This is a genomic window from Salegentibacter sp. T436 (genome assembly GCF_001932675.1).
Classification (GTDB): domain Bacteria; phylum Bacteroidota; class Bacteroidia; order Flavobacteriales; family Flavobacteriaceae; genus Salegentibacter; species Salegentibacter agarivorans.
On sequence record NZ_CP012872.1, the window covers coordinates 2,915,888 to 2,942,259 of the forward strand.

The following is a 26,372-nucleotide window of genomic DNA, read 5'->3' on the forward strand; positions in this document are numbered from 1 at the left end:
AACTAATGAAATTTTTCCCCGCCATTCTTTTCATTTTTGCTTGTTTTATAAGCAATGCACAAACTTCTACTGAAGAACTTCAGCATACTATTGATTCTATTTTTAAAATCACGCAAGGTGATTTTGCTATTGCTTTTAAAGATCTTTCCGAAGAAAAAAACAGTATTTTTATAAATCATCACGAAGATTTTCACGCCGCCAGCACGATGAAAACCCCGGTGATGATAGAGGTTTTTAAACAAGCTTCAGCGGGAAAATTCGCTCTCCAGGATTCCCTGATTGTCAAAAATCAATTTAAAAGTATCTTAGATGGCAGCTCTTATTCTCTCGAGCTTGGTCGCGATAGTGGGGAACATCTCTATGAACAAATTGACCAGAAAAGAAGTATTGAAGACCTGGTAACCGATATGATTATTTATAGCAGCAATTTGGCTACTAATATTATAATTGAGTTGGTTGATGCTAAGAATGTAAACAAAACAATGCGAAATCTGGATGCAAAAAATATTAATGTGCTTCGTGGTGTAGAGGATATGAAAGCCTACGAAGCCGGGTTAAGCAATTCTACCACCGCATACGATTTAATGCTAATTTTTGAAGATCTCGCTACCGGAAATGCAGTAAATCCTGAAGCCGACGAAAAAATGCTGAATATTTTGCGCCAACAAAAACACACGGATCTTATTCCCCATTTGCTTCCTGAAAATTTAAAAATTGCCAATAAAACCGGTTGGATTACCGGAGTGCACCACGATTCAGCCCTTATAGAATTACCCGACGGAAGAAAATATGTATTGGTTCTACTTTCAAAAAATATGGAAGATATGGATACCGGTACCAAAATGCTTAACCAGGTTTCAAAAATGATTTACGAACATGTTAAATAATTTCCAACTAAAAATTTCAAAATGAGAATATCTTTAAAATTAAGTTTATTGGCAGGTACTTTTATAATTGCTTCATTCCCTGCTTTTGCCCAGGAAAAAAACATCGATTTACCACCTGAAGCCACCGAGTTTTACGAACCGGTGCCGCCTAAAATTCAAGCCGGAGAATCTACTACCACCGCACCTTCTGATGCAATAATATTGTTTGACGGTTCAGATCTCTCAGCTTTTGTAAACGAAAAAGATGGCTCCGAACCCACCTGGAATATAGAAGGAGATGTGTTAACCGTAAAACCGGGAACCGGCGGCATAAAAACAAAAGAGAATTTTGGAGATATGCAATTACATGTAGAATGGCGTTCGCCTTCAGAAGTTAAAGGTGACGGACAGGGCCGTGGAAATAGCGGAGTAATTATTATGGAAAAATATGAAGTACAGATTCTGGATTCTTATGAAAATGAAACCTATACCAACGGCCAGGCCGCCAGTATTTATAAGCAATCCCCTCCACTTGTAAATGCAACAAAAGCACCCGGAGAATGGAATACTTACGATATTATTTTTACTGCGCCCAGATTTAATGAAAATGGCCTGTTATTAAGTCCGGCAAAACTTACCGTGTTTCATAACGGGGTGTTGGTTCAAAACAATTACGAATTAAGTGGCCCAACCGAATATATTGGCATACCTAATTATACTAAACACGACGAAAAACTTCCTATTCATTTGCAAGATCATGGAAATCCAGTGAGTTTCAGAAATATCTGGGTTAGGGAATTGAATTAATCTGTTACAAAATGAAGAATTCAAGAAGAAAATTTTTGCAGCAAACTACTCTGGCTACTGCCGGTTTAGGTTTATCAGGGTCCTTATTGGCCAATCCATTTTCAGGTTATCAGAGTTTTGGTACAAAAGACAAAATTAATTTTGGATTAATTGGTTGTAAAGGAATGGGATGGTCTAATATGCAGGCTCACCTTAAATTACCCAATCTAACCTGCGTGGCCCTGGCAGATATAGACCAGCGTGTTTTAGATGAAAGGACTAAAAATGTAAAGGATATAACCGGTAAAGCACCAAAACAGTACAAAGATTACCGTCAAATGCTGGAAAACAAAGATATTGATGCGGTAATAATTGGTACACCAGACCATTGGCATTGTTTGAATTTGGTTCACGCTCTGCAAGCCGGGAAGCACGTTTATGTGGAAAAACCGCTTGCCAATAGTATTGAAGAATGTAACACCATGCTTAAGGCCGCCAAAAAGTATAATAAAATTGTACAGGTAGGCCAATGGCAACGCAGCGGGACACATTATGACGATGCTATAAATTATGTAAAATCGGGAAAACTTGGGAATATTCGCTTGGTGAAATGTTGGGCTTATATAGGCTGGAAAGACAGGCTTCCACATAAACCTGACAGCACTCCTCCACCGGGTGTAGATTATAAAATGTGGTTGGGTCCTGCGCCTGAAAGACCTTTTAACGAAAATCGGTTCCATTTTACTTTTCGTTGGTTTTGGGATTATGCCGGCGGACTTATGACCGATTGGGGTGTGCATGAAATTGATATTGCACTCTATGCAATGAATGCTAAAGCACCAAAATCTGTTTTAGCTTCTGGCGGAAAACTTGCTTACCCCAATGATGCCGCTGAAACTCCCGATACGCTTCAAACAGTATATGAGTTTGAGAATTTCAATTTACTATGGGAACACGCCGTTGGAATTGACGGTGGAAATTATGGTAGAAATGAAGGCATTGCTTTTATAGGAAATAACGGTACGCTGGTAGTAAATAGAGACGGCTGGGAGATAATTCCTGAAGGAGATAATATTGATGGAAAATTTGTTCCGAAAGTGGAAGAAATAGCATTGCAAAAACCTGAAGGAAATGCGCTGGAAAAACATGCGGCTAATTTTGTTGAAGCCATAACTACCAATGATTGTTCAAAACTTAATTGTGGTATTGAACCAGGAAGCATCGCGGCTATTAATGCCCATATGGGAAATATTGCATACAAAACAGGAAAAAAATTGTACTGGGATTCAGAAAATGAAAGTTTCGATGATGATGAGGCGAATAATCTGTTAAAAGCGAATTACCATAATGGTTGGGAATTACCTAAGATTTAGAACTAAAATTAATTTCAATGAGTAAATATATAGCTAACGAGAATCGATACGAAAAGATGCAATACCGCCGCTGCGGAAAAAGCGGAATTAAACTTCCCCTACTCTCGCTGGGTTTATGGCATAATTTCGGAGATAATGATGATTTTGAAAATGCAAGAAACATTTTAAGAGCAGCATTTAATAATGGTATTACCCATTTTGATCTTGCCAATAATTATGGGCCACCTTATGGTTCGGCTGAGAAAAATTTCGGGAAGATTTTTGCCGAAGATTTTAAGCAATACCGTGATGAATTGCTTATTTCTACCAAAGCCGGTTGGGATATGTGGCCGGGACCTTATGGTAATTTTGGGTCCAGGAAATACCTTATTGCCAGTTTAGATCAGTCGTTACAAAGAATGGGACTGGATTATGTAGATATCTTCTATCACCACCGCCCAGATCCTGATACACCTTTAGAAGAAACTATGGGTGCTTTAGATCAGGTTGTAAGACAGGGAAAAGCACTTTACGTGGGTATTTCCCAATATTCATCTAAAGATACTGCCAGGGCAGCTGAAATTCTTAGAGCGCAGAAAACACCTTTCCTAATCCATCAACCTCGATATAATATGATGGATCGCTGGGTTGAAAATGGTTTATTAAATACACTTGAACACGAAGGGATTGGCAGCATCGTTTTTTCTCCATTGGAACAGGGAATTTTAACCGATAAATATTTAAACGGAATTCCAAAAGACAGTAGAGCGGCAACCCAGGGCAGTTATTTAGATGAGTCGCAAATTACACCTGAAGTGGTAAAAAAAGTGCAGGCACTAAACGAAATTGCCCAATCCAGGAATCAAAGTTTAGCACAAATGGCCGTGGCCTGGTTATTAAAAGATAAACGCGTCACTTCCGTTTTGGTGGGTGCGAGTAAGGTTTCTCAATTAGAAGATAATATTAAAGCCATTGAAAACCTTGAATTCAATAAAATTGAATTGGAAAAAATAGAAGAAATTTTAAAAAATAAATAAGGTTAAAATAGGCTGTTTAAAACGCATATTTCCGTCAGGCAAAACTTATTTCAACTTCTAACAACATAGGTCCTGAAACCAGTTCAGGATGACGATTGTAAAACGCGATTTAGACAGCCTATTTTTTATTTAATATAAACCTCTAAAAGTTCACAATTTTCAGCTGAAAGCTTAACTTCTTTATTCGAGGCCGGGATTAATAAAGTTTCTCCCTGGGCGATTTTTTCAGAATTTCCATTTACTGAAACTTCTCCATTTCCGTTAACACACATATAGATTACAAACGAATCTAAATTGCTATAATCTTTGGTAATTTCTCCATCTACAGCTAAGTAATTTGTAGTGAAATACTGGCAACTGGCAACTTCAGAAGATTTGTTTTTTGTTTTTTCGTAGTTCAGCTTAAAATCGTCTTTCTTTTCAAAATCTATCGCATCAATGGCTAATGCGGTATGCAGTTCCCGGGAATTTCCTTCATCATCGGTTCGGTCCCAATCGTAAATTCTATAAGTAACATCTGAGGTTTGCTGAATTTCAGCTAAAAGCACCCCTGCTCCTATCGCGTGTACTTTTCCGGTATTTATAAAGAAACTATCGCCTTTTTTTACTTCTTCAAAATTGAGTAATTCAACAATTTTTCCTTCTTCTAAACGGGTAATATAGTCTTCTTTAGAAACACTTTCTTTAAAACCAATGTTGATTTTTGCACCTTCATCGGCCTGCATAATATACCACATTTCGGTTTTTCCGAAAGAATTATGGCGTTGCTGCGCAAGCTCATCGTTAGGATGTAATTGTACAGAAAGTTCTGTATTGGCGTCTATAAATTTTATAAGCAAAGGAAAATCGGCATCGAATTCTTTATAGATTTTCTTACCTACAATTTCTTCTTTGTATTCCTTTAAAAGGTCCTTTAGGGAAAACCCTTTAAGTTCACCATTAGAAACTACAGATATAGCTCCTTCTACACCAGATATTTCCCAGCTTTCGCCCAGGTCGTCCCGGTTGGTTTCTTTATTTAGAATTGTTTTTAGTTTTTCTCCACCCCATATTTTTTCTTTCAAAATGGGGAAAAATTTTATTGGATAGTCAAGCATTATTTGGTTAGTTTTAAAAGCGCTCCAATATAATCAAATATTAGCATGTTAAAAAATTGGTAGCGTCTCATTTTAACAAGAATTGAAAAGTTTTAGGCTTCTCTAAAAATACGGCTGATTTTTATTTTTAATTTTCTTTTTCAACGAGGAATAAATCCCTGTACAACCGTTGTTTGTGTTTGCTGCTCACAGGATTCATATCTACGCTATCAATTTTAATCGTGCTATAGTTTCTAAAAATGGTCTGTAAACTATCAAGATTATATTTCCCATCAGATAAAATCAAAAATTTATCTTCTGAAGGGATTTTAATCTCACCATTCTTATTTAAAACCGGAATTGGTTTTCCATATTCCCAAATCATTTCTGGCGCAAAATCATTAATTTCATAAACAGGTGCATTATATTCTTTGAGATGCCTCTTAATATTTACAATGCTATTATAATCTTTGTTTACATTAATTTTATTGGCTATTGGCAAACCAAACCATACAATACTTACCAGGAAGAATATGCTTAAATAAAAAAGTGGTTTTATTTTTTTCAGTATTAAAAACCTAAACATTAAAACCCCGATGATAAATAAGAAAATTGAACTCAAGATATACCAAATCAAAATATCCTGCAGAAAAGATTCAAAATAGAAATATGCAGCAATGGGAAAAACACAGCCTACAATGGCGAAAATTCCAAAATGAAAATAAATCACCGCCGCTTCTTTTGTCTTTAAGCTTTTAAAATGATTAAAAAGAAATTCAATATAAAATGAGGTATTCATTGCCATAGGAATAAGAACCGGCAACAGATAGCGGGATTTTTTCTCTGGAATTACTGAAAGCAAAAAAACTGAAGCCAGCGTCCAGAGAAGCGTGAATTTATAAGCTTTTTTATTGCTAACCCTATCTTTTAAATAAGGATAAAACAAGGCCACAAAAGATGGAATGGTCCATAAACCACTTTGAATAAAAAAGCTCCAGTAATAATAAAACGGCCTTACGTTGTAATTTAACCATCTCCCCGTCTCCTGGCTGGTAATTTCGGCAACTGCACGAGTATCAAATAAATAAACATAGAGGTTCCACCAACCGCCAGAAATTAATGCCACCAAAATTAAAAGAGCCAGGGCCTTCCACCGTGCCTTTGTGCCATCAAATTTGTAAATAATTCCGTAAGCAATTAAAAACGGAAGAAATAATGCATAAAGTGAAACCGGGCCCTTACTAAGAATAGAACAACCAATAAACAATCCGCTAACTAAAGCATACAAATACCAGTTTTTAGTGGAATTATAGAGTTTATACAGCCAAAAGATAGCCAGCATCATAAAACTATGGGTATAAATATCCCACTGCCCGTCCCTACTGGAGAAAACAATATAAAATGAGGTAGTAGCAATTAAACCGGCCACAAAAGACAATTCTATATTTTTGGTAATTTTGAGTAGTAATTTGTAGATAAAAACTACTAAAATTAATCCCATAATTGCTGAAGGAAGTCGCAAGCCAAAAAGTCCTTCCATCCCAAAAACCGACATTGAAATTGCGGTTAGCCAGGTTGGTAAAGGTGGTTTTTCATAACGCGGCTCAGCATTCATCGTGGTGAATATCCAGTTATTATCATTCAGCATTTCGCGAGCGGTAATAAAATTACGCGCCTCCATAATGTTGATATAAATTGCATCCAGGTTTATAAAAAACACGGCTATTGCTGCAAAAATGAGTAGCAGAAGATATTTATTCTCTAATTTCATTATGGTGAATTATAATATTTCTAATATACATTATGGCGCCAAACAAATGCCCAATAAGCAAAACGGGATCTTTTCTAAAGACTGCATAAATTAAAATTAACGAAGAACCTACCAGGCTTAACCACCAAAATCCAAGCGGTAAACAGGATTTCTTCTGTTTTTCAGAATATATCCACTGGTATAAAAATCTTAAGGTAAAAACTACCTGGGCAAAAATTCCTAACAAAAGCAACCAAAATGGGATTGCTTCATTCAGAAATAATTTCTGAAGGTTATATTCGTTATTAAAAAAGCTGTAAATAACCACAATAGCAGGGAAAACCAGGATTATAAATCGTATTAAATAGGGAAGCTTTTTCCATTGCCCCTGGAAATGTAAGTTTCTTATATAAATAAAATACGTTAGCGTTTGGCCCAACATAATCGCAAAGTCATCTCTAAAATAGCCGTAAATAAAAAGTAAAAAAGAAGCCAGTAAACTTAATTCCCAAAAAAGAATTGGGGTAAGCACTTTCTTTTGTTTTTCAGAAAGTATCCATTGCATAATCATCCTTGACGAAAAAAGGATTTGCGCGGTAAAGCCAATTACATAAATAAGCAGCGAATTATCCATGTTTCGCTTTTATGCTATAATCTATATACGATTTTTTAATCCAAACATAAGCAAAACAATCTACCAAAGGCCCCAAAAACCTATTTTTGAAATTGTATTTAGATTCGCCTTCAATTCTTGGATAATGATTAATAACCACCTCTTTTATCTCCTTTTGCTGCAATAATATCATAGCCGGTAAAAAACGCTGTAAACCTTTAAACATAGGGATTTTCTTGGCGTATTCGGTATGCATTATCTTAAGCGGGCAGCCGGTATCGTGAATATTATCGTGCGTAAAAAATATGCGTACGGCATTTCCGGTTTTGGAAGAAATACGTTTTACAAGGGTATCTTTTCTATTTTTACGCCAGCCGGTAACCAAACCAAAATCTTTAATATATGGCAGAAGTAATTCAAAATCTTCGGGATGCGTTTGTAGATCGGCATCCAGGTAACCAAGCAATGGCGTTTTAGTATGATCGAAAGCGGCTTTTAATGCTGCGCCTTTCCCATAATTTTTGTCGAATAACAAACAATTAAAATCCTCGTGATCTAAACAGAATTTTTCTATAGCCGAAGCACTGCCGTCACCAGAGCCATCGTCTACCAGTAAAACACAGGATTTGAGTGAAGCCGATTTAACGTAATTCTGCAAAAAATCAAAAAGCCTGGGTAAACTTTCAATCTCGTTATAAACCGGAACAATAATGGTGAATTGAAACTCCATAAACAATTAACAGGCTTTATTAAGAATTGAGGTAAATTTACTAAACCTAAATATCTGGTTAACAGGCGTTGAATTTTGGAGCAAAAAATATTTCAATGTTATCAAAGGAATTTTTTAAAAAATTTACCGAGGCAAAATTAAGGATATAATTGAGAAAAACTTTCAATTTAAAAATTAAGTTAAAAACAGATTAAAATTCCCTTAAAATCAAGTTGATGAAAAAAATAAATTTTTAAATAAAAAAAGCTTGTTTTATTTGGAAAGAGGCTTATATTTGCAACCGCAAAAACGGTCGCGTAGCTCAGCTGGATAGAGCACCTGCCTTCTAAGCAGGCGGTCCCAGGTTCGAATCCTGGCGCGATCACTTTGTAAAACCGTAAAACTTAATTTTAAGTCTTTACGGTTTTTTTATTTCCTATTCTGTAGATTTGAATTAATAAAAATCGCGATAAAATTAATTTCAATGAATTATCAAGAATATAGCTCATACTTCAAAAATATCCTGCTTAAACCTGCGACGGAACACCAACCGCCTTATGATAATCCCGATTACCTGAATTATACAAAGCTAAACTGGTCACGTATGAACCGGTGGTTCAAAACAGGAAAATTATCACATGATATTGTCGAGATTGTCAAAAAGATAGATCAACCGCAACACTGGATTATTATTACCGAGCCCTGGTGTGGCGACGCAGCTCACAATATTCCTTTTATAGAAATGATAGCAAGTGAGAATCCGCTAATAACGGTTTCTTATGAATTAAGAGATGCAGCACCTTACAGGATTGAGCAGTATCTCACCAATGGTACACAATCAATTCCTAAATTAGTAATTCAAAATCAACAAGGTAAAGATTTAGCAACCTGGGGACCACGTCCTGAAAATTGTCAAAAAATGTATGCTGAACTACTCCAGGAGAGAGCTTCTTTTGAGATCATAAAAACTGAGATACAAAATTGGTATAATTTAGATAAAGGAAAGGAGCTTCAAAAAGAATTGGAAGACGTATTATCTGCTACCCGTAATTATAAATTTAATTTTGGGTAATAAAAAAGTCTTCTGTAGTAGAAGACTTTTTTATTATTGGAATTTTGATTTCTTATCAATCCTTCTTAATTGGCACCATAAAAACCGGAACTTCAGTTTTTTCTAATACGCTTGAAGCAACTGTTCCCATTAAAAGTTTTTCAAAAACCGAATGGCTATGCGTGCCCATTACCACCAAATCGGCATTCCAGGTTTTAGAATATTCTAGAATAGCGGTGGCGGCATCGCCTTCGGCTAAATGCGTTTCTACATTTTCATCGTTAAGGTGTTTTGCTGCAGTTTCCAGAAAATCTTCTACAACCTCCCGCATTTCCAGGGCTATATCTAAATTTACAGCCATTTCATCATAGCCTGAATATCCCATAAACGTAGGATAATCAATTCCGTAGTAACTTACATTGGCCATTACGTGAAGTAAACAAACCCGGGCATCTAATTGTTTGGCGAGTTTGTAACCGGCTTCAGCCACTTTTTCTGAAACAGGATGATAATCTATTGCAATTAATATACGCTTCATAAGATTGGGATTTCTTATAAAGTTATTAAATGAATTTTAAAAATTAGAATAATTGGTAATGAATCGGTTGAAAAAAGAAATCTGGTTAAATTTTATTCTTTAACCACAATTAAGCTCGCTTTGGCGCCGGTTAAAAGGTTCCATTCTTTAGAAGCAACCAGGTTTCCGTTTTCTTCCAAAACTTTTAACTGCGCGGTATTAGGACCGGAAGATCCCTGGTTTATCGCTTCAAATTCAATATTATTAAATCCGCTTTCTAATGTAACCAAAACCGGGTGATACCCACTTCCCAGCACTACACGTTTTACAAAATTACCATTTACATAAATATTTACCTGGTCACCATCTACAAATTGATGGTCGCGGCAATACAGCTCCACAAATTTACCGGTAGTTTTAAAGTCGCCTAAATACTGGTCTTCCTTATATTTATTTAAAGCTTCTTTATCTGCTGTCCACTTCTCCTTTACTGCATCTCCAGCGGTTTTTAAATTATTAGGTTTTTCTCTAAAGTCTATTGTTTTAGGTTTTTCTCGCAGGTATTTGCTTTCTTCGTTAGATTCTTCGGCCCTAAGAATAGGAAAACCAGAAGATTTTGTTTCAGGCTCAGCTTTTAGAATTCCTCCGGTATTATTGGTAGCAGGAAGATCTATTTGCCCGTAGCTTATAAAGGTGAAGCAAAAAAACAAGGATGTATAGATAAACTTCATAAAATGAATTCTTTAAGCTAATTATATCAAAAATACAGCCAAATTAGCATACAGAAAAATCTTTTAAGATAAACCTGAAATGTAGCTGTCTCGCTCAGGCCATTCGAAAAACAATTACTTATCTTTACTCACCAGGAAAGTTCAAAAATTTAAAAACTACCATGCAAATAAATCATCTCTTAGAAGAAAATTCTATAGCCGGAAAATTTGTAGCACAACTCAGAGATACTGAAATTCAGAAAGATAGAATGCGTTTTCGCAGAAATATTGAGCGTTTAGGTGAGATTTTAGGCTACGAACTAAGTAAAACACTAAAATTTACTTCAAAAAATATAAATACGCCACTGGGAAATGCTGAAGTGCAATTACCTGAAACCCAGGTTGCGCTTTGTTCTATTTTACGCGCCGGACTTCCTTTACACAATGGTTTATTAAATTATTTTGATGATGCTGAAAATTCTTTTATTTCAGCATATCGCCATCATCCAACCAACGATGAGAATTTTGAAATTGTAGTAGAATACCTTGCCTCGCCTTCCCTGGAAGGAAAAACCCTAATTCTTGCCGACCCAATGCTGGCTACCGGCCGTTCTTTTGTTAATGTGATGAAAGCCCTGGAACATATGGGTAAACCCAAAGAAATTCATTTAGTAGCAGTAATTGGTGCCGAAGAAGGCATTGCCCACGTAGCTGAAGAATTTCCTGCAGATACCAAACTCTGGATAGCAACCATAGATAAAGAATTAAACGATCGCGGGTATATTGTCCCAGGCCTTGGAGATGCCGGAGATCTTTGCTATGGCGGCAAACTTCAGCATTAATAATATTCCGTTCTTATTATTTTTTTAAGTGCTGGGCGCTGACTTGTTTATTTCTTAAATTCAAATATTAATATGCTAATTCTTAAAAAATAAATTATGAAAGCCGTTGGAATAAAAAAATCGCTTCCTATAGATCATTCAGATAGTTTTATTGAATTTAATACTGAAGAACCCAAGCCGGGAGATTCAGATCTATTGGTGCGTATTAAAGCCGTTTCTGTAAATCCTGTAGATTTTAAAGTGAGGCAAAATGCCGCAAAAAACAAAGAGTTAGATACACCCAAAATTTTAGGTTGGGATGCTGCCGGAATTGTAGAACGGGTTGGAAATAAAGTTACTAAATTCAAACAGGGCGATGAAGTTTTTTATGCCGGGGAAATTGACCAGCCGGGTTGCAATGCCGAATTACAGTTAGTAAACGAAAATATTGCAGGCCATAAACCTAAAAACCTTTCTTTTGAAGAAGCAGCCGCTTTACCCCTAACCGCTCTCACAGCCTGGGAATGTATTTTTGAGCGTTTAAAAATTGAAGAAAATTCAGGGGAAAACCGGGATATTCTTGTTATTGGCGGTGCCGGCGGAGTTGGTTCCATTGGAATTCAGCTTTTAAAGAAACTTACCAAATTTAATGTAATTGCCACTGCATCCAGGAATGAAACCGAAGCATGGTGTAGAAATATGGGCGCCGATGTGATTGTAAATCACAAGAATTTAGTAGAAGAAATGAAAGCTAAAGGTTATGAAAACGTAGATTATATCCTCAACTTTTCTGATACCGAATTGCACTGGGACGCAATGGCCGAACTCATAAAACCACAGGGAGAAATTTGCTCTATTGTTGAAACAAAAGATAAAGTAGATTTAAATAAACTTAAGGGTAAAAGTGTGGCTTTTCACTGGGAATTGATGTTTACCCGGGCTAAATTTCAAACTCCAGATATGCACAAACAGCACGAAATACTGGAGAGAGTTTCTAAACTTTTAGAAGAAAAAACTATTGAAACCACATTAAATAAAACTTTTTCAGGATTAAATTCCGAAACTTTTAAAGAAGTTCATAGTTTACAGGAATCTGGGAAATCTATTGGTAAAAATGTGATTTCGTTTTAAAATAAAAAAGAGGTTGTTTGGAATTAATCTTTTAGCGTCATGCTGAACTCGTTTCAGCATCTAATATGTTCATGATTTTAAACATGTTAGACCCTGAAACCAGTTCAGGGTGACGGCTTAAAACTTAACAAACAACCTCTTCTAATTACAATTAAACAGGATCTTTTAAGCTTCCTGTTTTCTGGCTTTAGCTTCGTAATCTATATAACCTTTTTCACCGGGCACATAGAAAGTATCGGTGTCCCAGTCTGAAAGCGGAATATTTTCAGCAAAACGCTCTACTAAATCGGGATTGGAAATATAAGGTTTTCCAAAGGCTACCAAATCGGCATTTCCTTCTTCAATTACTTTATTTCCAGATTCTTTATCAAAGCCTGCGTTAATCATTAAAGTACCATTATACATTGGCCGGTAGCTCTTAGCGATTTCAGTTACCGCATAAGGAACATCTGAAACATCGTTAAAAGGCTCTGACAAATGCAGGTAAGCAAGATCGTAATCGTTCAATTTCTTGATAATATAATCGAAAGTTGGGATGGTTTCCTCATCCATCGTCATTCCAAAAATACCGTTCAGGGACGGGTTTAATCTTAAACCAATTTTTTGCTCTGGCATTACCTCCTTAATCGCATCTATGGTTTCAAACAAGATCTTTGCACGATTTTCTATGCTTCCGCCATATTCATCATTTCTTTTATTAGAAGTTCCATTAAAAAACTGGTGAAATAAATATCCATTTGAAGAATGAATTTCAACTCCATCAAAATCGGCCTCCATTGCATTTTTAGCCGCATTTTTAAAATCCTGGATCGTTCTTTTAATATCTTCAATGGTCATTTCTTTTGGCGTCACGGTATCTTTAAAACCTTCCGGTGTATAAGATTGCGCTTCAGGATTTATTGCTGAAGCCGATAAAGGTAAATCCTCGTTATGAAAATCGGGATGAGACATTCTACCCACGTGCCAAAGCTGAATAAACATTCTGCCTTTAGCTTCGTGCACTTTTTTATTTACCATTTTCCAGCCTGCAATTTGCTCTTTGCTGTAAATTCCAGGTGTATTTACATACCCCACAGCTTCTTTAGAAACCTGGGAACCTTCGGTAATAATAAGTCCGGCAGAAGCTCTTTGGGTGTAATAAACATCGTGTAGACCTTCAATAGGCGTATTTTCAGGATTATCAGCCCTACTTCGCGTCATTGGAGCCATTACTACTCTATTAGGAAGTTCTAATCCGTTTAAATTATATGATTTTAATAAATGTTGTTCTTTACTCATAGCTTTTTTTGGTTGTATTAATCAATCTTTTTCTTAGCAATTTTTAAAAGCTAAATTATATGAAAAAGGAAAGAAACTACTTGATGTATGTTAGCAGGGCCTGTTAAAAAATGTTAAGCTAAGACAGCTCTTTTCGCAGCCTGCTTAGGCTTTCTGGTTTTATACCAAGATAGTTCGCAATATGGTAATTGGGAACGCGCTTTTCAATTTGGGGATAGGTTTGGCAGAATTCCAGGTAGCGCTCTTTGTTATTTTTTTGAAGGGAGGAAAGAATTCTACTTCTAAGTGCCACAAAAGCATTAGTAGTTTTAATTCTGAAAAAACGTTCAAATTTAGGAATTCGCTTATATAAAGTTTCAAGAGTATCGCGATGAATTCCCAGGAGAACCGAATCTTCTATAGCTTCAACATATAACTGGGCGGGATAATTTCCGAAGAAAGCTTCAAAATCGCTTATCCACCAGTCTTCTACTGCAAACTGAATAATATGCTTATTTCCATTTTCATCTAAATAAAAGGCCTTTAAACACCCCTGAACCACATAATATTCATAGTCTACAGCCTGCCCCGGTTTAAATAGAAATTCTTTTTTTGAAATACGTTTTTCTGATAGAACACCAGTAAATTCTCGTTGTTCATCTTTTGAAAGATTAATTTTTGAAGTTACGTGTTTTAAAATTTCTTTATGCATTATCAACATTCTTAGAAAGGATAACCTATAGCGAAATTCAAGACCGGATTTGCATAATCAAATTCCCAGCGCTCGCCTTCCCGTAAGGAAGGATCATGTAAAGGAGCTGCCAGATCTACCCGAATCACAAAACTTTGAATATCTACCCTTAAACCAAAGCCGGTACCAATGCCCAGCTCATTCATAAAATCTTTACTGAATTCACCTCCTACCAGCGTGCTGTTTTCTCCAGTATTCCAAACATTACCGGCATCGGCAAAAACGGCACCGTACAAGTATGGAAAAAGCGGAAAACGATATTCCAGGTTAGCTTCCAGCCTAATATTACCAGCCTGGTCAAAAAATGCACCTTCTTCATCTGGCGGTGTATACGTTCCGGGACCTAAAGATCGGGTATTAAAAGCTCTTACGCTATACGGTCCACCGGCAAAATACTGTTTTGTGAATGGTAAAACATCAGAATTTCCATAAGGCAACCCATAGCCGGCAAACAGCCTGGTAGCTATTTTAGAATCTGATCCTGTTTTTAAATGATATCGCAAATCAATATCGGCCTTGGCGTATTGGGCATATTCCAGATTTAAAAAGGTTTGCGGATTTTCTTCCCCGTGCCCGCTTATGGCATCAATTAAATTTCCAGCCACATCTAAAGTAGAATTTATAAAGAATTGGTGCCTGCTATTCCCGTCTATAAGTCCGTTATAAAGAAAAGAGTAGGTTAAACCGGCAATAAATTCCTGGTTAAAACTTCGTTCTAAGAATGGGTTGTCGTCCAAAATATTCTGAAATTCCTGGGTAGTATTCCCCAGGTTGACATAATTTAAGGAAATAGGATAAAACTCGTGGGTCACAAACCTATTTGCATTCCAGAGATAACCAAACCGCGCAGAAACTGAACCAAGGCTAAACAGTTTACTTCGGGTAAGGTAATCAAAACCTAAACTGGTCTTTGTTTTGGGGATGGAATATGAAAACCAGTTTTTATCAAAATTTATGGGAGATAATAACCTGGGGAAAATAAGATCTCCCTGTAAACCTAATTGTATACTGTTTAATCCTGCCTGCGTGCCTCCGCCGGTTTGTACTTCATAACCAAAATCTCCGGTAACATTTAGAATTTCTCCGCCCTTAAAAAGATTCCTGTTAGTATATCCCAAAGCTAAACTAGGGCCGGTAAAGCCGTTAGATTTTGTTACCGCCTGGATTTCTGCACGCAAGGAGCGTTTATTTAATGGAGAAAGATAAATATTGGTTTCCAGCACTCCCAAACTATCGGTAGAGAGGCTATCAATTTCGGTATAATTTATATTTACGAATTTGTAAGCGCCGATATCTCCTAGCCTCCTGGCGGTATTTCGGGAATTTTCAGGGTTATAATACTGCCCTTCTTCCAGTAAAATGTAAGGATCTAAATGTTTAGGTTTAAAAAATATTTCTTTTTGAAAAAAGTTCTTTTCAGCATAGCGGGTTTTTGCGGTAGTACTATCGGTTCCTACTTCATACTTGGGATAAATATTAACACTTTTTAATTTATAAGGAATAATACTTTCGGTAGGAACATCCTTTTTCAATCTTAAAAAGAGATCAAAATTCTTATGTTCATATTGATTGGTATCTGCTTCAAAAATTAAAAACCCTGGATTGAAATTATAATAGCCTTTAGATTTTAAATTGGCATCAATTCTCTCTCTTTCCAATTTTAAAGCTGCAAGGTCAAATCGCATTCCTTTTTCTATTGGAGAATTTTCTAAATTGTTCCCAATTTCCTTAAAAATCTTGAGTGAATCTGAGTCTAACTTATAATTCTCCAGTAAGTATGGCGTAGGTACCTCAATATTATAAGCTACATCCATTTCTTTTTTCTTCTCTTTCCTGTTCTCGGTAGAAACTACTGTACTGTAGAAAAAGCCTCTGTTCTCCAGCCTGTTTTTCAACAAATCTTCTGTTCTAAGAGGATCTACATCACTGGCGTAAACCGGCTCTTCCCCTATTTGTTTGTTTAAAAATTTATTGATAAAACCCGGCTTTTCACGTTGAGCTTTATAATGAAAATAAAGCCCCGGTTGCATTCCCAGAAATGAACTATTGGGTTCAGGTCTTAAAACCGATTCTAATTCTGCTTTTAAACGGGCGCGTCTTTTAATACTGGTATCACTCTCCATGGTAATTTTGGCTCCCGTGTAGAGTAATTCGTCTTCGGGCACAAATTTTTTCACATTACAGGCCTGCAGCAAAAAAAATGCAGCACAGAGATAAGCGATATATTTTAAGTATAATTTCATCTATTACATTTTCAATCTCAAAGTGGTAATTAAGTCAGGATCTTATAATCTTTCCTATAATTTGCCAGTAAATAATTCTAAAAAACGCCGATTTCTATTATTTCTCTTCTTCATTATCTTGAGCCTGTTCTTCTTCGTCTTCTTTCAGGAAGAAATTATCCCATAATTCCTGAAATTCATTGAATTCACGAGTAAAGATAAAGGCTATACCACTAACAATTAGCTGGCCGTCTATTACATTTTCAAACTCATTTCTTCTAAAACCTTTCAATCTAAATCTCCCGGTTTCGGTAAGCAAATACTCTATGCTTACATTTCCAATTACCGGGCTGGCTTCTTCCCCGGGCCTATTACTTCCCTGCACATCTACTTCACTCCCCACACTCACAATTAAACGATCGTCCAGTAAGCGCTTTTGGGCTTCTATATCTACCTGGGTACGTTCGGTAGCGGTATTTCCCTGGTAATCGGTATAACTATCTACGCCAAAATTAAGTTCCACACCGGTATCTCCCAGTAATTTATCCGAGAACATATTTAATTGATCTGATAAGGCCTGATTTAAATTATCGCGGGCAATAGAAAGATTTCCGCCACCGTCTCCAGCACTTCCTGATGTTGGGTAAAAACGGTTAAGTACCAACAAGGAAAAAACCTGTTTATTTAATTCTGCTTCCTGACTGTTTAATTGTTGTAAGCGACCGTAAACCTGGCCACCACCGGCACCCCGTTCTTCTTCTGGCATTTGTAGCCCAAAAGATAATTTAGGCTGCATTAATTCTCCATCTACATTAAGATAAACCAAAAATGGTAACTCTCTTCTAAACTGGTTATTCCCTGCACCCTGTGTGGTAGCCATAAGCGAAGAAGGTGATGCTTCTACCCTATAAATAGCACTCACATCTAAAGAAGCGTCAAAAGGATCTCCCGCCCAGGAAATTCGGCTGCCTTCAGCGATATCAAATCTACGCTTTACCAAATTATATAAACTCATTTCATAGTGCCCGTCGTTCATTGTATATCGGCCAGCCAGGGTCATTCTTCCGTTAGGTGAAATATTAAAATCTAATTCTCCTTCTCCCTTTACCCTAAAATTATCGCCGGTTTGTTCATCTATAATTATACTAAATGCGGCTTCTTCATTTATATTAATCCTGGCATTAATATCATAACCCGTGAGCGTAGCCGATTCTTCTTCCTCGTTTCCGGTAAGAATATCATCTGGATCTTCCCGGTTTGTAAAAATCACAATTCCGTCTCGCTCCTGCATAGCCAATTCTTCTTCTACCATTACATAGGTGAAATCGGTATTAGAACCTATAGTGATATTCATATCTAAAATAGGAATATTAAGATCGCCGGTTAGAGTGGCATCGGCATCAAAGGTGGCGGTGCCATAGAACATTTCGTTATCTTCTTTGGTAGAATTAAGCACCTGGAAATTCCTGGCTTTAAAATTTAAATTGAATTCAGGATTTAGTAAATTTTCGGTTAAAACCTCTCCATTTATTACAAACGAATTGGCATCTTTATCTTCCACTCTAAATTCATTAAAATAGATTCCCGCATTATCAAATTCTAAAGTTTCTGATGGGAATTTGAAAGGGGCATTAAGAAGTGCTACCCGAAATTGAGCTTCATCAAATTGAAGCTCGCCGTTATATTCCGGCTCGGTTGTAGTCCCGCTCAAGCTCAAATTTCCAGAAAAACTTCCTTCACCGTTATTAATGGCTCCCATTGAAAAACCTTCAACCGTTTTCATATTAATTTTATTAATCTGCATTTCCATATCTACCACGGTTGTAGAATCTAGCGCCTGGAAATCGCCACTCATATCAAGATCTACGTTTTCGCCTTTTATCGCCAGGCCAACATCGTATAAAAAATCGGCTTTCGGGGTAGAATTTAAACTTAGTTTACCAAGTTCAACCTGCATTACATTAAGTTGGTTGATCTCCATTCCTGCCAGAATTCCAATTTTTTGCAACGGATCTTCAAAAATTAAATGGCCGTTTAATTGCCCGGTGGCTAATTCTTCTTCGGGATTAAAATAATTAAGTATGGCACCTAAATTGAAGTTTTTAAACTCTAAGCCTATATGATTTTTATCTGAATAAGAAAGTTCACTGCTTAATAGCATTTCCTGGTTATTTCGGGTTAACCGGAAATTATTCGCAGTAATTTCCTGGTCGTAAATCACCATCTTGTTGTTAGCGGCAATATTCCACTCTTTTTTATTAAGAATTAAATCTTCCGGATTAATATGAAATTCAATACTGTCTCCTGGTTTTATAATTTCTGAAGCCATATGAATTAAACGCTCTTCACCCTGCATTGAGGTAAAATCAAGAAATAGTTTATCTTCAGTAAGACTTCCGTGAAAATCGGTTTTTTGGATTGCGATAGGCCCAGAGTTAATCGCGTTAAATCCAAGGTTAAAATTAAAATTATCGGGATCGGAATTTAAGCTGAATTCCAGGCTGTCAATCTCACTGCTATAATAATTTATATATGGCAAACTTACCAGGGCGTCAAGTTTTCGCTCTTTTTCATTAAAATCGGCTTCAATATGAATAGTGTCTAATTCTTCTAAATTAGATAAGAAAACTTCACTCAAAACAGGATCGTCCATTATAGTGCCCCGCAGTTTTAGATTGACCGGTTTTTGCACGGTATCTAACGGATCTACCTCGGTAAAATAAGATTCGTAATGGCGGTTTAGCGCATTAGATAAATCTACAGGATCGGCATTGGAGTTTAAATCCAGCTCTAAGATTTTATTATTTATTTGCAACGAAGTAGAATCGGTGCGCACAAAAGCGTGAGCGCTTAAATCTCCGGGGAGATAGGTGTTATTATCATAAACTACCACCGCATCTTTAATATCGGCATAGGTTTCATATTCTTCTGCGTTACCTTCATATTGGGCTGCCAGTTTAAAGGCCAACCGAATATCCCGGGATGCCAATCCCAGTTCCTGTAACCTGGCCCCTTTTAGATCTAAATTAAGATTCGCTCTAGGTTTAACCGAATCTAGCTCTACCTGGGAGTTTAACGCCAATTCTAAATTATCGTCTTTATAACTTGAAGTGATATTCCCGCTTCCATTTTCAATATCACCTTGAATATTAAGATCTTTTATCTCGTAGTTGTTATATGCAAATGAAGTTATTTTCGCATCTAGTGTAGCATCTAGCGTGTTTATTGTACTTCCTTTCCCGGAAGTTTCAATTTCAATATTTAATGCACCCAGGCTTTCATTTTGCAAAATATTTCCAAGCTGAAGTTCTTCTGAAGTCATGGTTCCTTCAAAAACAATTTCTTCCTGGTTTGAGAAGTTCCCATTTATACGAATATCCCCTTCTGAAGTTTGTAAAAGGGCTTTGGTAGAAAGATCTTCCAGGCCTCCTTTAAAATTCCCACTAAGCTGAATATTTTTAGGAATATTGATACCCAAATCTTTTTCACTTACAAAACCCGTGAGATCTGATTTTCGGGATTTTGCATTAAAACGAGGAATATTTAACTGAATATTATTGGGATCTGTGGCGTTGTAAATATTTCCATTAGCTGAAAATGAAGTGTTTTTCCATCTAAAATTGGCACGTGAAATATCTATAGCCGAAAGTTTTCCTGAAGCCAGAAGATTTCCTGATACGTTATTTGTGCTTAATTCCTTCATATAAGGATTAGATCTCAAATCTGGTTGAAATCTAAAAACATCTTTTAGATCTACTGAAATAGTGGGTAAATCTAACGCAAGCTCTGCATTTTCAGCATTATTAATCAACTCCTGGATGGAATTATATTTTACAGTAGCCTCACCTTCTAATTGATTTTTATTTAAAGCTAATGCCAGGTCTGAAAGGTTTAATTGCGTTTCTTCAAGTTTTAAGTTGAAATTCAGCTTTTTCAAATTTATCCCTGAAGCTTCATTAAAATTTAAGGCAGTAACCTCTGCTCCTGCATTTTGATCTTTTAAAAATAAATTATTGCCATTAAAATTAAGAGAATCAAGTACCAGGGCTTCAGGATTAAATTTCCCCGGTCTAGGCTCAGCGCTATCTATTAAATAACTCAATTTATTTTCAGAAAAATTAATTTCATTTACAGCAACTTTCCATTCGGGCCAGGTAAAAGGGGAAGCTTCGGTTGTAGTGGTATCCTGAGGTTTTTCTAAAGTTTTCATTTCAACTTTAATATCAGAATTATTCAGTGCAATACTATTCACTTTAATCTCCTGAGCTTTAAGATCCATTAATGGGACTTCAGCTAAAAATTCATTGATATCAAGATTCGCATTAATACCATCTGGAATAGAATTATAATTAGCCTGCACATTTTCCAGGTTAAAATTATCTACCACCAAATAAGGCATAGGGACCGGTTCTTCATTTTGTGGTTCAGGAAATGGTTTGGTTTGTGTATAATTTATTTGTGCATTGGTTATACTGGCATTGCCGGCACGAAAATCCATTTTTTCAAGATCGGTTTTTTCCAGTTCCACGATGAGTTCCTCAAGCTCAATCTGGGTATCAATTCCCATAACATCATCTTTAAATGTTATGTCAAAATCTTTAAAATTTAAATCGCCAATATTTATTTCCTGTGAAGCAGTAGTATCTTGTGCGGTCGTGGTTTGAGTTTGTTGGGTAGAATCTGCCGCGAAGGCTTCAATTAAAAATTCGTAGTTAAAACCTTCAATAGAATCTTTTCGGGTAATATTGGCTTTTAAGCCTTCCCAATCTATATTATCTATATTTATAGCATTGCCCTGAATAATGGGCCAAATAGGAATATCGGCCTCCAGGGATTTCGAATAGGCCAGGGTATCGCCTTTTTTATCTTCCAGGTAAAGACCATCCAATTGGATATTTCCGGCAAAGGTTATAAAGAGTTTATCGAGGCTAATTTCGGTATTCGTTTTACCTGAAATATTCTTCACTATCTGCTCTTTAATGATGTCCTGGCCCCAGGGACTTCTAATAAAAAGCAGCAAAAGTATTATAAAAATAAAGAGCCCCGCAAAGAATTTTGCGAGGATCTTTAATATGCGGTATCTTTTTTTCTTCTTCTTTTTTTCTTTTTCCAAATCCCGTGATCGCTAGAATTTCAAATTTATTGTATTCTCACAATAAAATGAAGTTTTTAGGCTTAAGGTTTAGTTAATTAAGCATTATTCAGCGGGACTTAATTCAATATCTGGAATCGTTTCTGGCGGGGTGGTATCTTCAGGTTCTGAAGAAGATTCAGGCGTTGGCGCGTTGCTAAATAAGTTCAATCCCAATGCTTCAACTGCTGCATATTCTAAAATCCTGATATTTACAGAAGGAAGATCTGAATCTGAACCATCTGTTCTTTCAGTAACATTTAATACTTCAAAAGCCACTACCCCAAGATTTTCTCCCTGCAAATTTCCTACTAAAGGATCGTAATTAATACTTATATCGCTATCATAAACTACGGCAATAATGGTTTGACCAGTTAACATGGACAAGCCGGTTGCTCTAAGTGGCGTGACATCGGGAACTTCATCTAATAGATCTTCACTTTCGTCCTGTCCCAAACCGGGGCCGGCTTCCATGAAATTTCTCGCGCCACTTTCATTTGGCCCCGCTTCATCCCAGGAAGATGGAATCTCTTTTAATACAAACCAGGCTTCGTCGCCGGTTTGGCCGGTATAAAGTGTGATTTCTTCCCCGGTATTTTCATTAAAATATGCGAGCACCTCTCTCTGGCCTATTTCGGAAATATCATCATTTACATCGGTTTCAGAGAAATCATTTGGTTCATTTCCGTTATCTATGCTCTCTTCATCTATTAAAACAAAAACAGCTGCGGCATCAGGATCGGGCTCACCATTTCCATCTCCATTTCCATTGCCGTCGTCAGATCCATTTATATCATCTGTAAGATCATCGGTTACATCATCTACTTCATCTACATCGTCATCATTACTACAAGCCGTCGATAAACTAAAGACAAGCAGTAATGCGAAAACCAACCGGTAAAAAGATTCTAAATTCTTCATAATTCCCCATTTTTAAATTAGTACTAATATTTATATAATTCAATCTCAACTTATTGTAGTTAAGTCGTTTAAAACTGACGAGAATGGAGCAAATTTGACTTTTAAGTTTGAGGAATGTGTGTAATTTTACCACAGATTTTAAAAGAATTCCACAGGTTTCATCAAATAGAAAATATATTCAAAAACCGTTCTACAAAGTTAATTTCTCCTTAAAGGGTCTTTCTAAGTCTCATAAAATGAGAAGGTAAAAAAACAACCGGGGTTTACCTACTTTCTACTATCAACTACTTTACCAACATGGTATGATTCTCGCCCAATATCTACAAGCCTTACAAAAAACCAAATCTAAATTATACAAGGCCTAACTTAAAAAATCCGAAATATGAAAAGAACAATCGCCGTAACCGTTTTAGCCGCAACAATGCTAAGCTCGTGTGTTTCTAAGAAAAAGTATGTAACTTTAGAAGAGGAATTAAACGATACCCGTAGTACGTTGCAAAAAACTCAGGTAGAAAAAGAGGAAATCGAAGAAAAATTTGCACGTATAGAAGAACGCGTTGCAGATTACAACTCAAAAATCAATTCTTTACGCGAGGAGAACGATAGTAAGATGGAAATGAACGATCTTACTGTAATGTCTAATAATAACAAGGCCCAGATGCGGGCAACAATCGCAAAGATGGATCCTGAAAAAGTAGCGGGTGCCGAAACTTTAGAAGATTCTATTAACCTTGCGGTTTCTCATAATTTAAAAAGCAATATTTCTGAAGGCTCTGATGATGAAGATATTGATATTACTGTAGATGAAACTGTAGTAATGATCAATGTTTCAGATAAACTATTATTTGGAAGCGGAAGCTACAGAGTATCTAACAAAGCACAACCTTTACTAAAAAAGCTTGCTGAAGTTATTAACTCTGAGCCAGCCATGGAAGTGATGATTGAAGGACATACAGACGATCGTACAATGGTAGAAGGTTCTTACATCCAGGATAACTGGGATCTTAGTGTAAGAAGAGCAACTTCAATTGTTCGTTTACTTCAGGATAAGTACGATGTTGCACCAGAGAAACTTATCGCCGCTGGTAGAAGTAGCTACCAACCATTAGTAGATAATGTAGATAACGAAAGTAGAGCTAAAAATAGGAGAACCAGAATTGTAATTATACCTAACCTGGATAAATTCTTTGCAATGTTGGAATCTGAATAATCAACCGTATTTCCAATATTACTGGCCTAAAAAGATTTAATTCTTTTTAGGCCTTTTTATTTTAACCAGTTTTTAACCTGAAGGTTCTCTTCTATTTCTTAATTTAAAAGAAAAATATAGAGATATGAGTAAGCAAGAAGAAAAGAAAAAGTATGATTCTGATGTTACTTCTGAAGATAAACAAGCCTTAAATAAAAAAGGTCGAAGTATGAATAAAGGTCAGGATAAAGAATTAGACAGGGAAAAACCGGTAGATTTTACTGCCGATAATTTAGATATCCCCGGTAGTAATCAAACTGCCAAAAATGATAGGGATGAATTGGTAGACGAAGAAAATTACCGATTTAATAAAAGAGGAACCGAGAAAGAAAAGCGAGACCTGGATGATATTCCCGATCCTGATACTACAAAGGATAACTAGTTGAATTTAAAGCAAGATAAAAGCTTAAATAGATTAACGAAAAGTTTGAAAACCTTCCTGTAAAGCTGTAATTTCGGGAAGGTTTTTAATTAATTTCTTTTTCCATTTCGGCAAAACGATTTTTAGCCTGAATTATTAAGTCTTTGGCATTTATACCAGTAAGCTTCCCATCGTACTTTAAAATCTTTCCTTTTGCCATGACCATATCAATATTTTCCTGCAACGCCGCTTCAATTGCCAGGTGATAAGGTTTATTCCCCGTAGAAAAATTAATATCAGATTTTTTAAGTAAAACCAAATCGGCGCTTTTTCCAGGAGTGATAGAACCTGTCTTCTTATCTATACCCAAATTTATAGCTCCATTTATTGTGGCCATTTTTAAAACTTCCTTTGGATGCAGGTAAAATTCATCTTTGGCATTCGCATTTGCGAGATTTTGGAGCATTTTCAAAGTATCAAGTAAATGAGCGTTACCTGTTAAAGCGGTAGTATCTATACCTACGCAGCAATTAATATTAGCTTCGTACAGCTCATTTATTTTAGGAAGTCCGTAGCCAATGCGCATTTCAGAATATGGTGTCATAGTAAGACTCGTCCCGGTATCTTCTAGCATTTTAATTTCATCTGGAGTTATTGCATTGCCGTGAATAATATTGACATCTTCAGCTAAAAGACCTTTTTTAAAAAGTGAGGTTATCTGACCTTTCTGACTCTCGTTTGAACTTGCGTGGATGGTAATTCTTAAGCCCAAATCCCGGGCGTGCTTCCAGTCTTTTTCAAGATTATTATAATTCACAGAGCGCGAACCAAGACCCAAACTAATACCTTTATACTTTGAATTTGAATCGATAAACTGTTTTAATTCATTAATTCCTTTAAAATCTGTAGGCTGGCTATCGGGTAAGTCACGATAGGTTCCATAACTAATGTGACCTCGAATGCCCATTGCGGCCATAGCATCAAAACTGGCTTGTACAAATTGCGGGCTCCTGGCATTATGATTATAATCGCTTATGCAGGTAATTCCCGAATGAACTGCTTCAGCGATAGCATAAGTTGCGGCCAGTTTCATATCTTCAGGCGAGTACAGCCTGGAATAACGCGCCGTCATTTTAAAGTAACCTTCTTCGGCAGAATCCCCGGCCATACTTCTTAATAAGGAAGTCCATAAATGCCAATGACAATCTATAAGGCCGGGAATTAAAATACCGCCTTCGGCATTTATTATTTCAGTGTATGAGGGACCTTCAATATTCTTTCCCAACCTTGTTATTTTTCCATTTTCAATAAGGACATCAGCAGAATTAAAATCGCCAATTTCTTCATCCATACTGAGAACGCAGGCCTCTTTAATTAAATAGGAATTTTGCTGGAATTGAAAGCGTTTTTGTTGATTTTCAGAAAAAACAGAAAACGGACTGATAAATCCGCCGATTCCCAGCAACCCGGTTTTCTTTAAAAAATCCCTACGCTCATTTTTCATTACTTTTTCTTTAAAAGATAATAATCCAGGGAGAATTTACCTGCACCGGTAAAGAAAAGCAAGAGAAATCCTCCCATATATAGTAAAGGCAATTCCTGGCGACCAAAACCATCGGTCCAGTGAACAATAATTGCAGCCACAGCCATGGTAATAATTAAAGGAATTGCTGCAAACCGGGTAGCCCATCCAAATAATATAAGTATGGCACATACAAATTCTGCAAAAACAGCAAAAGTAAAGGTGACGGTTTCCCCTAACCCAATAGGATCTGCAAAAGCAATCTCCTCGCTCCCAAAAAATGTAATAAGTTTTGGAACCCCGTGGGTAAGCATTAAGCCAGAGATAAATATTCTAAATAAGAGTAAACCAAAATCGGTATTCTGAAGGTTCAAACTGGTGGTGTAAGCGTTTCTCATAGATAAATTGTTTTCAGATAGTAGATTAAACCTCTAATTTAAACATATTCTTTTCATAAGCTACTGAATTTAGGATTTCGAAATAAAGAATTTGTTTCAGATTATTAGAAAATCCTTAATGAGATCCTCATCAACCACTAC

22 protein-coding genes and 1 tRNA gene are annotated in these 26,372 nt (G+C 36.4%); 10 read left to right on the top strand and 13 right to left on the bottom strand.

Annotated features, from left to right (window positions below):
- Positions 1-5: 5 nt before the first annotated feature.
- The 4 genes from AO058_RS12800 to mgrA are packed head-to-tail and all read left to right on the top strand — an operon-like array spanning position 6 to position 4,041.
- On the top strand, positions 6-887 hold the full coding sequence (locus AO058_RS12800; protein WP_075326934.1) for a serine hydrolase: 882 nt from the start codon (positions 6-8) through the stop codon (positions 885-887).
- Positions 888-908: 21 nt separating this feature from the next.
- Positions 909-1,673, top strand: coding sequence for a 3-keto-disaccharide hydrolase (locus AO058_RS12805; RefSeq protein ID WP_075326935.1), 765 nt, complete (start codon positions 909-911; stop codon positions 1,671-1,673).
- Positions 1,674-1,684: 11 nt separating this feature from the next.
- Positions 1,685-3,025 (top strand): Gfo/Idh/MocA family protein, encoded by a 1,341-nt coding sequence (locus tag AO058_RS12810; RefSeq protein WP_075326936.1) that lies wholly within the window; start codon positions 1,685-1,687, stop codon positions 3,023-3,025.
- A gap of 17 nt (positions 3,026-3,042) precedes the next feature.
- Positions 3,043-4,041 carry an L-glyceraldehyde 3-phosphate reductase gene (gene mgrA, locus AO058_RS12815; RefSeq protein WP_075326937.1) on the top strand — a complete coding sequence of 333 codons (999 nt, stop codon included), beginning with the start codon at positions 3,043-3,045 and terminating at the stop codon, positions 4,039-4,041.
- A 125-nt stretch (positions 4,042-4,166) separates the two neighbouring features.
- Here mgrA and AO058_RS12820 read toward each other — a convergent pair whose 3' ends face one another.
- The 4 genes from AO058_RS12820 to AO058_RS12835 form a co-directional block, all read right to left on the bottom strand.
- Positions 4,167-5,138, bottom strand: a complete 972-nt coding sequence (locus tag AO058_RS12820) for a type I phosphomannose isomerase catalytic subunit (protein ID WP_075326938.1) — start codon at positions 5,136-5,138, stop codon at positions 4,167-4,169.
- A 127-nt stretch (positions 5,139-5,265) separates the two neighbouring features.
- Entirely contained in the window at positions 5,266-6,888 is a 1,623-nt protein-coding gene (locus AO058_RS12825) for an ArnT family glycosyltransferase (protein ID WP_075326939.1), read from the bottom strand.
- The gene (locus AO058_RS12830; RefSeq protein ID WP_075326940.1) at positions 6,872-7,501 is read right to left on the bottom strand and encodes a lipid-A-disaccharide synthase N-terminal domain-containing protein; all 630 of its coding nucleotides are present in this window, start codon (positions 7,499-7,501) and stop codon (positions 6,872-6,874) included. Before AO058_RS12830 ends, AO058_RS12825 begins: the two co-directional genes overlap by 17 nt.
- Positions 7,494-8,210 (bottom strand): glycosyltransferase family 2 protein, encoded by a 717-nt coding sequence (locus AO058_RS12835; protein ID WP_075326941.1) that lies wholly within the window; start codon positions 8,208-8,210, stop codon positions 7,494-7,496. Before AO058_RS12835 ends, AO058_RS12830 begins: the two co-directional genes overlap by 8 nt.
- 290 nt (positions 8,211-8,500) lie before the next feature.
- On the opposite strand from AO058_RS12835, the gene AO058_RS12840 reads away from it, so the two are divergent.
- Both AO058_RS12840 and AO058_RS12845 read left to right on the top strand, forming a co-directional pair.
- Positions 8,501-8,574: transfer RNA gene (locus tag AO058_RS12840), tRNA-Arg, on the top strand.
- A gap of 99 nt (positions 8,575-8,673) precedes the next feature.
- A complete protein-coding gene (locus AO058_RS12845; protein WP_075326942.1) occupies positions 8,674-9,261 on the top strand; it encodes a thioredoxin family protein in 588 nt (195 codons plus the stop codon).
- A 55-nt stretch (positions 9,262-9,316) separates the two neighbouring features.
- Here AO058_RS12845 and AO058_RS12850 read toward each other — a convergent pair whose 3' ends face one another.
- Positions 9,317-9,778: a universal stress protein gene (locus AO058_RS12850; protein ID WP_075326943.1), complete on the bottom strand. Its 462-nt coding sequence runs from the start codon at positions 9,776-9,778 to the stop codon at positions 9,317-9,319.
- 92 nt (positions 9,779-9,870) lie between these two features.
- A complete protein-coding gene (locus AO058_RS12855) occupies positions 9,871-10,488 on the bottom strand; it encodes a hypothetical protein (RefSeq protein ID WP_075326944.1) in 618 nt (205 codons plus the stop codon).
- Between the two features lie 161 nt (positions 10,489-10,649).
- On the opposite strand from AO058_RS12855, the gene upp reads away from it, so the two are divergent.
- The gene (gene upp, locus AO058_RS12860) at positions 10,650-11,309 is read left to right on the top strand and encodes a uracil phosphoribosyltransferase (protein ID WP_075326945.1); all 660 of its coding nucleotides are present in this window, start codon (positions 10,650-10,652) and stop codon (positions 11,307-11,309) included.
- A 96-nt stretch (positions 11,310-11,405) separates the two neighbouring features.
- Positions 11,406-12,419, top strand: a complete 1,014-nt coding sequence (locus AO058_RS12865) for a zinc-binding alcohol dehydrogenase family protein (RefSeq protein WP_075326946.1) — start codon at positions 11,406-11,408, stop codon at positions 12,417-12,419.
- 165 nt (positions 12,420-12,584) lie between these two features.
- Here AO058_RS12865 and AO058_RS12870 read toward each other — a convergent pair whose 3' ends face one another.
- The 5 genes from AO058_RS12870 to AO058_RS12890 form a co-directional block, all read right to left on the bottom strand.
- Entirely contained in the window at positions 12,585-13,697 is a 1,113-nt protein-coding gene (locus AO058_RS12870) for an alkene reductase (protein ID WP_075326947.1), read from the bottom strand.
- A gap of 118 nt (positions 13,698-13,815) precedes the next feature.
- A complete protein-coding gene (locus tag AO058_RS12875; RefSeq protein WP_075327972.1) occupies positions 13,816-14,388 on the bottom strand; it encodes a Crp/Fnr family transcriptional regulator in 573 nt (190 codons plus the stop codon).
- A gap of 11 nt (positions 14,389-14,399) precedes the next feature.
- A complete protein-coding gene (gene tamL, locus AO058_RS12880) occupies positions 14,400-16,670 on the bottom strand; it encodes a translocation and assembly module lipoprotein TamL (protein ID WP_075326948.1) in 2,271 nt (756 codons plus the stop codon).
- 97 nt (positions 16,671-16,767) lie between these two features.
- Positions 16,768-21,762 (bottom strand): translocation/assembly module TamB domain-containing protein, encoded by a 4,995-nt coding sequence (locus AO058_RS12885; protein ID WP_075326949.1) that lies wholly within the window; start codon positions 21,760-21,762, stop codon positions 16,768-16,770.
- An 84-nt stretch (positions 21,763-21,846) separates the two neighbouring features.
- A complete protein-coding gene (locus AO058_RS12890; protein ID WP_177195709.1) occupies positions 21,847-22,701 on the bottom strand; it encodes a hypothetical protein in 855 nt (284 codons plus the stop codon).
- Between the two features lie 382 nt (positions 22,702-23,083).
- Here AO058_RS12890 and AO058_RS12895 point away from each other — a divergent pair, with 382 nt between their 5' ends.
- Both AO058_RS12895 and AO058_RS12900 read left to right on the top strand, forming a co-directional pair.
- Positions 23,084-23,911 carry an OmpA/MotB family protein gene (locus AO058_RS12895; RefSeq protein ID WP_075326950.1) on the top strand — a complete coding sequence of 276 codons (828 nt, stop codon included), beginning with the start codon at positions 23,084-23,086 and terminating at the stop codon, positions 23,909-23,911.
- 124 nt (positions 23,912-24,035) lie between these two features.
- A complete protein-coding gene (locus AO058_RS12900) occupies positions 24,036-24,332 on the top strand; it encodes a hypothetical protein (RefSeq protein WP_075326951.1) in 297 nt (98 codons plus the stop codon).
- A gap of 85 nt (positions 24,333-24,417) precedes the next feature.
- Here the strand turns inward: AO058_RS12900 and AO058_RS12905 are convergent, their stop codons facing one another.
- Together AO058_RS12905 and AO058_RS12910 are read right to left on the bottom strand one after the other, a co-directional pair.
- Complete coding sequence (locus AO058_RS12905; RefSeq protein WP_075326952.1) at positions 24,418-25,815, bottom strand: amidohydrolase family protein; 1,398 nt, start codon at positions 25,813-25,815, stop codon at positions 24,418-24,420.
- Entirely contained in the window at positions 25,815-26,231 is a 417-nt protein-coding gene (locus AO058_RS12910) for a DoxX family protein (protein WP_075326953.1), read from the bottom strand. Before AO058_RS12910 ends, AO058_RS12905 begins: the two co-directional genes overlap by 1 nt.
- Between the last annotated feature and the right edge of the window lie 141 nt (positions 26,232-26,372).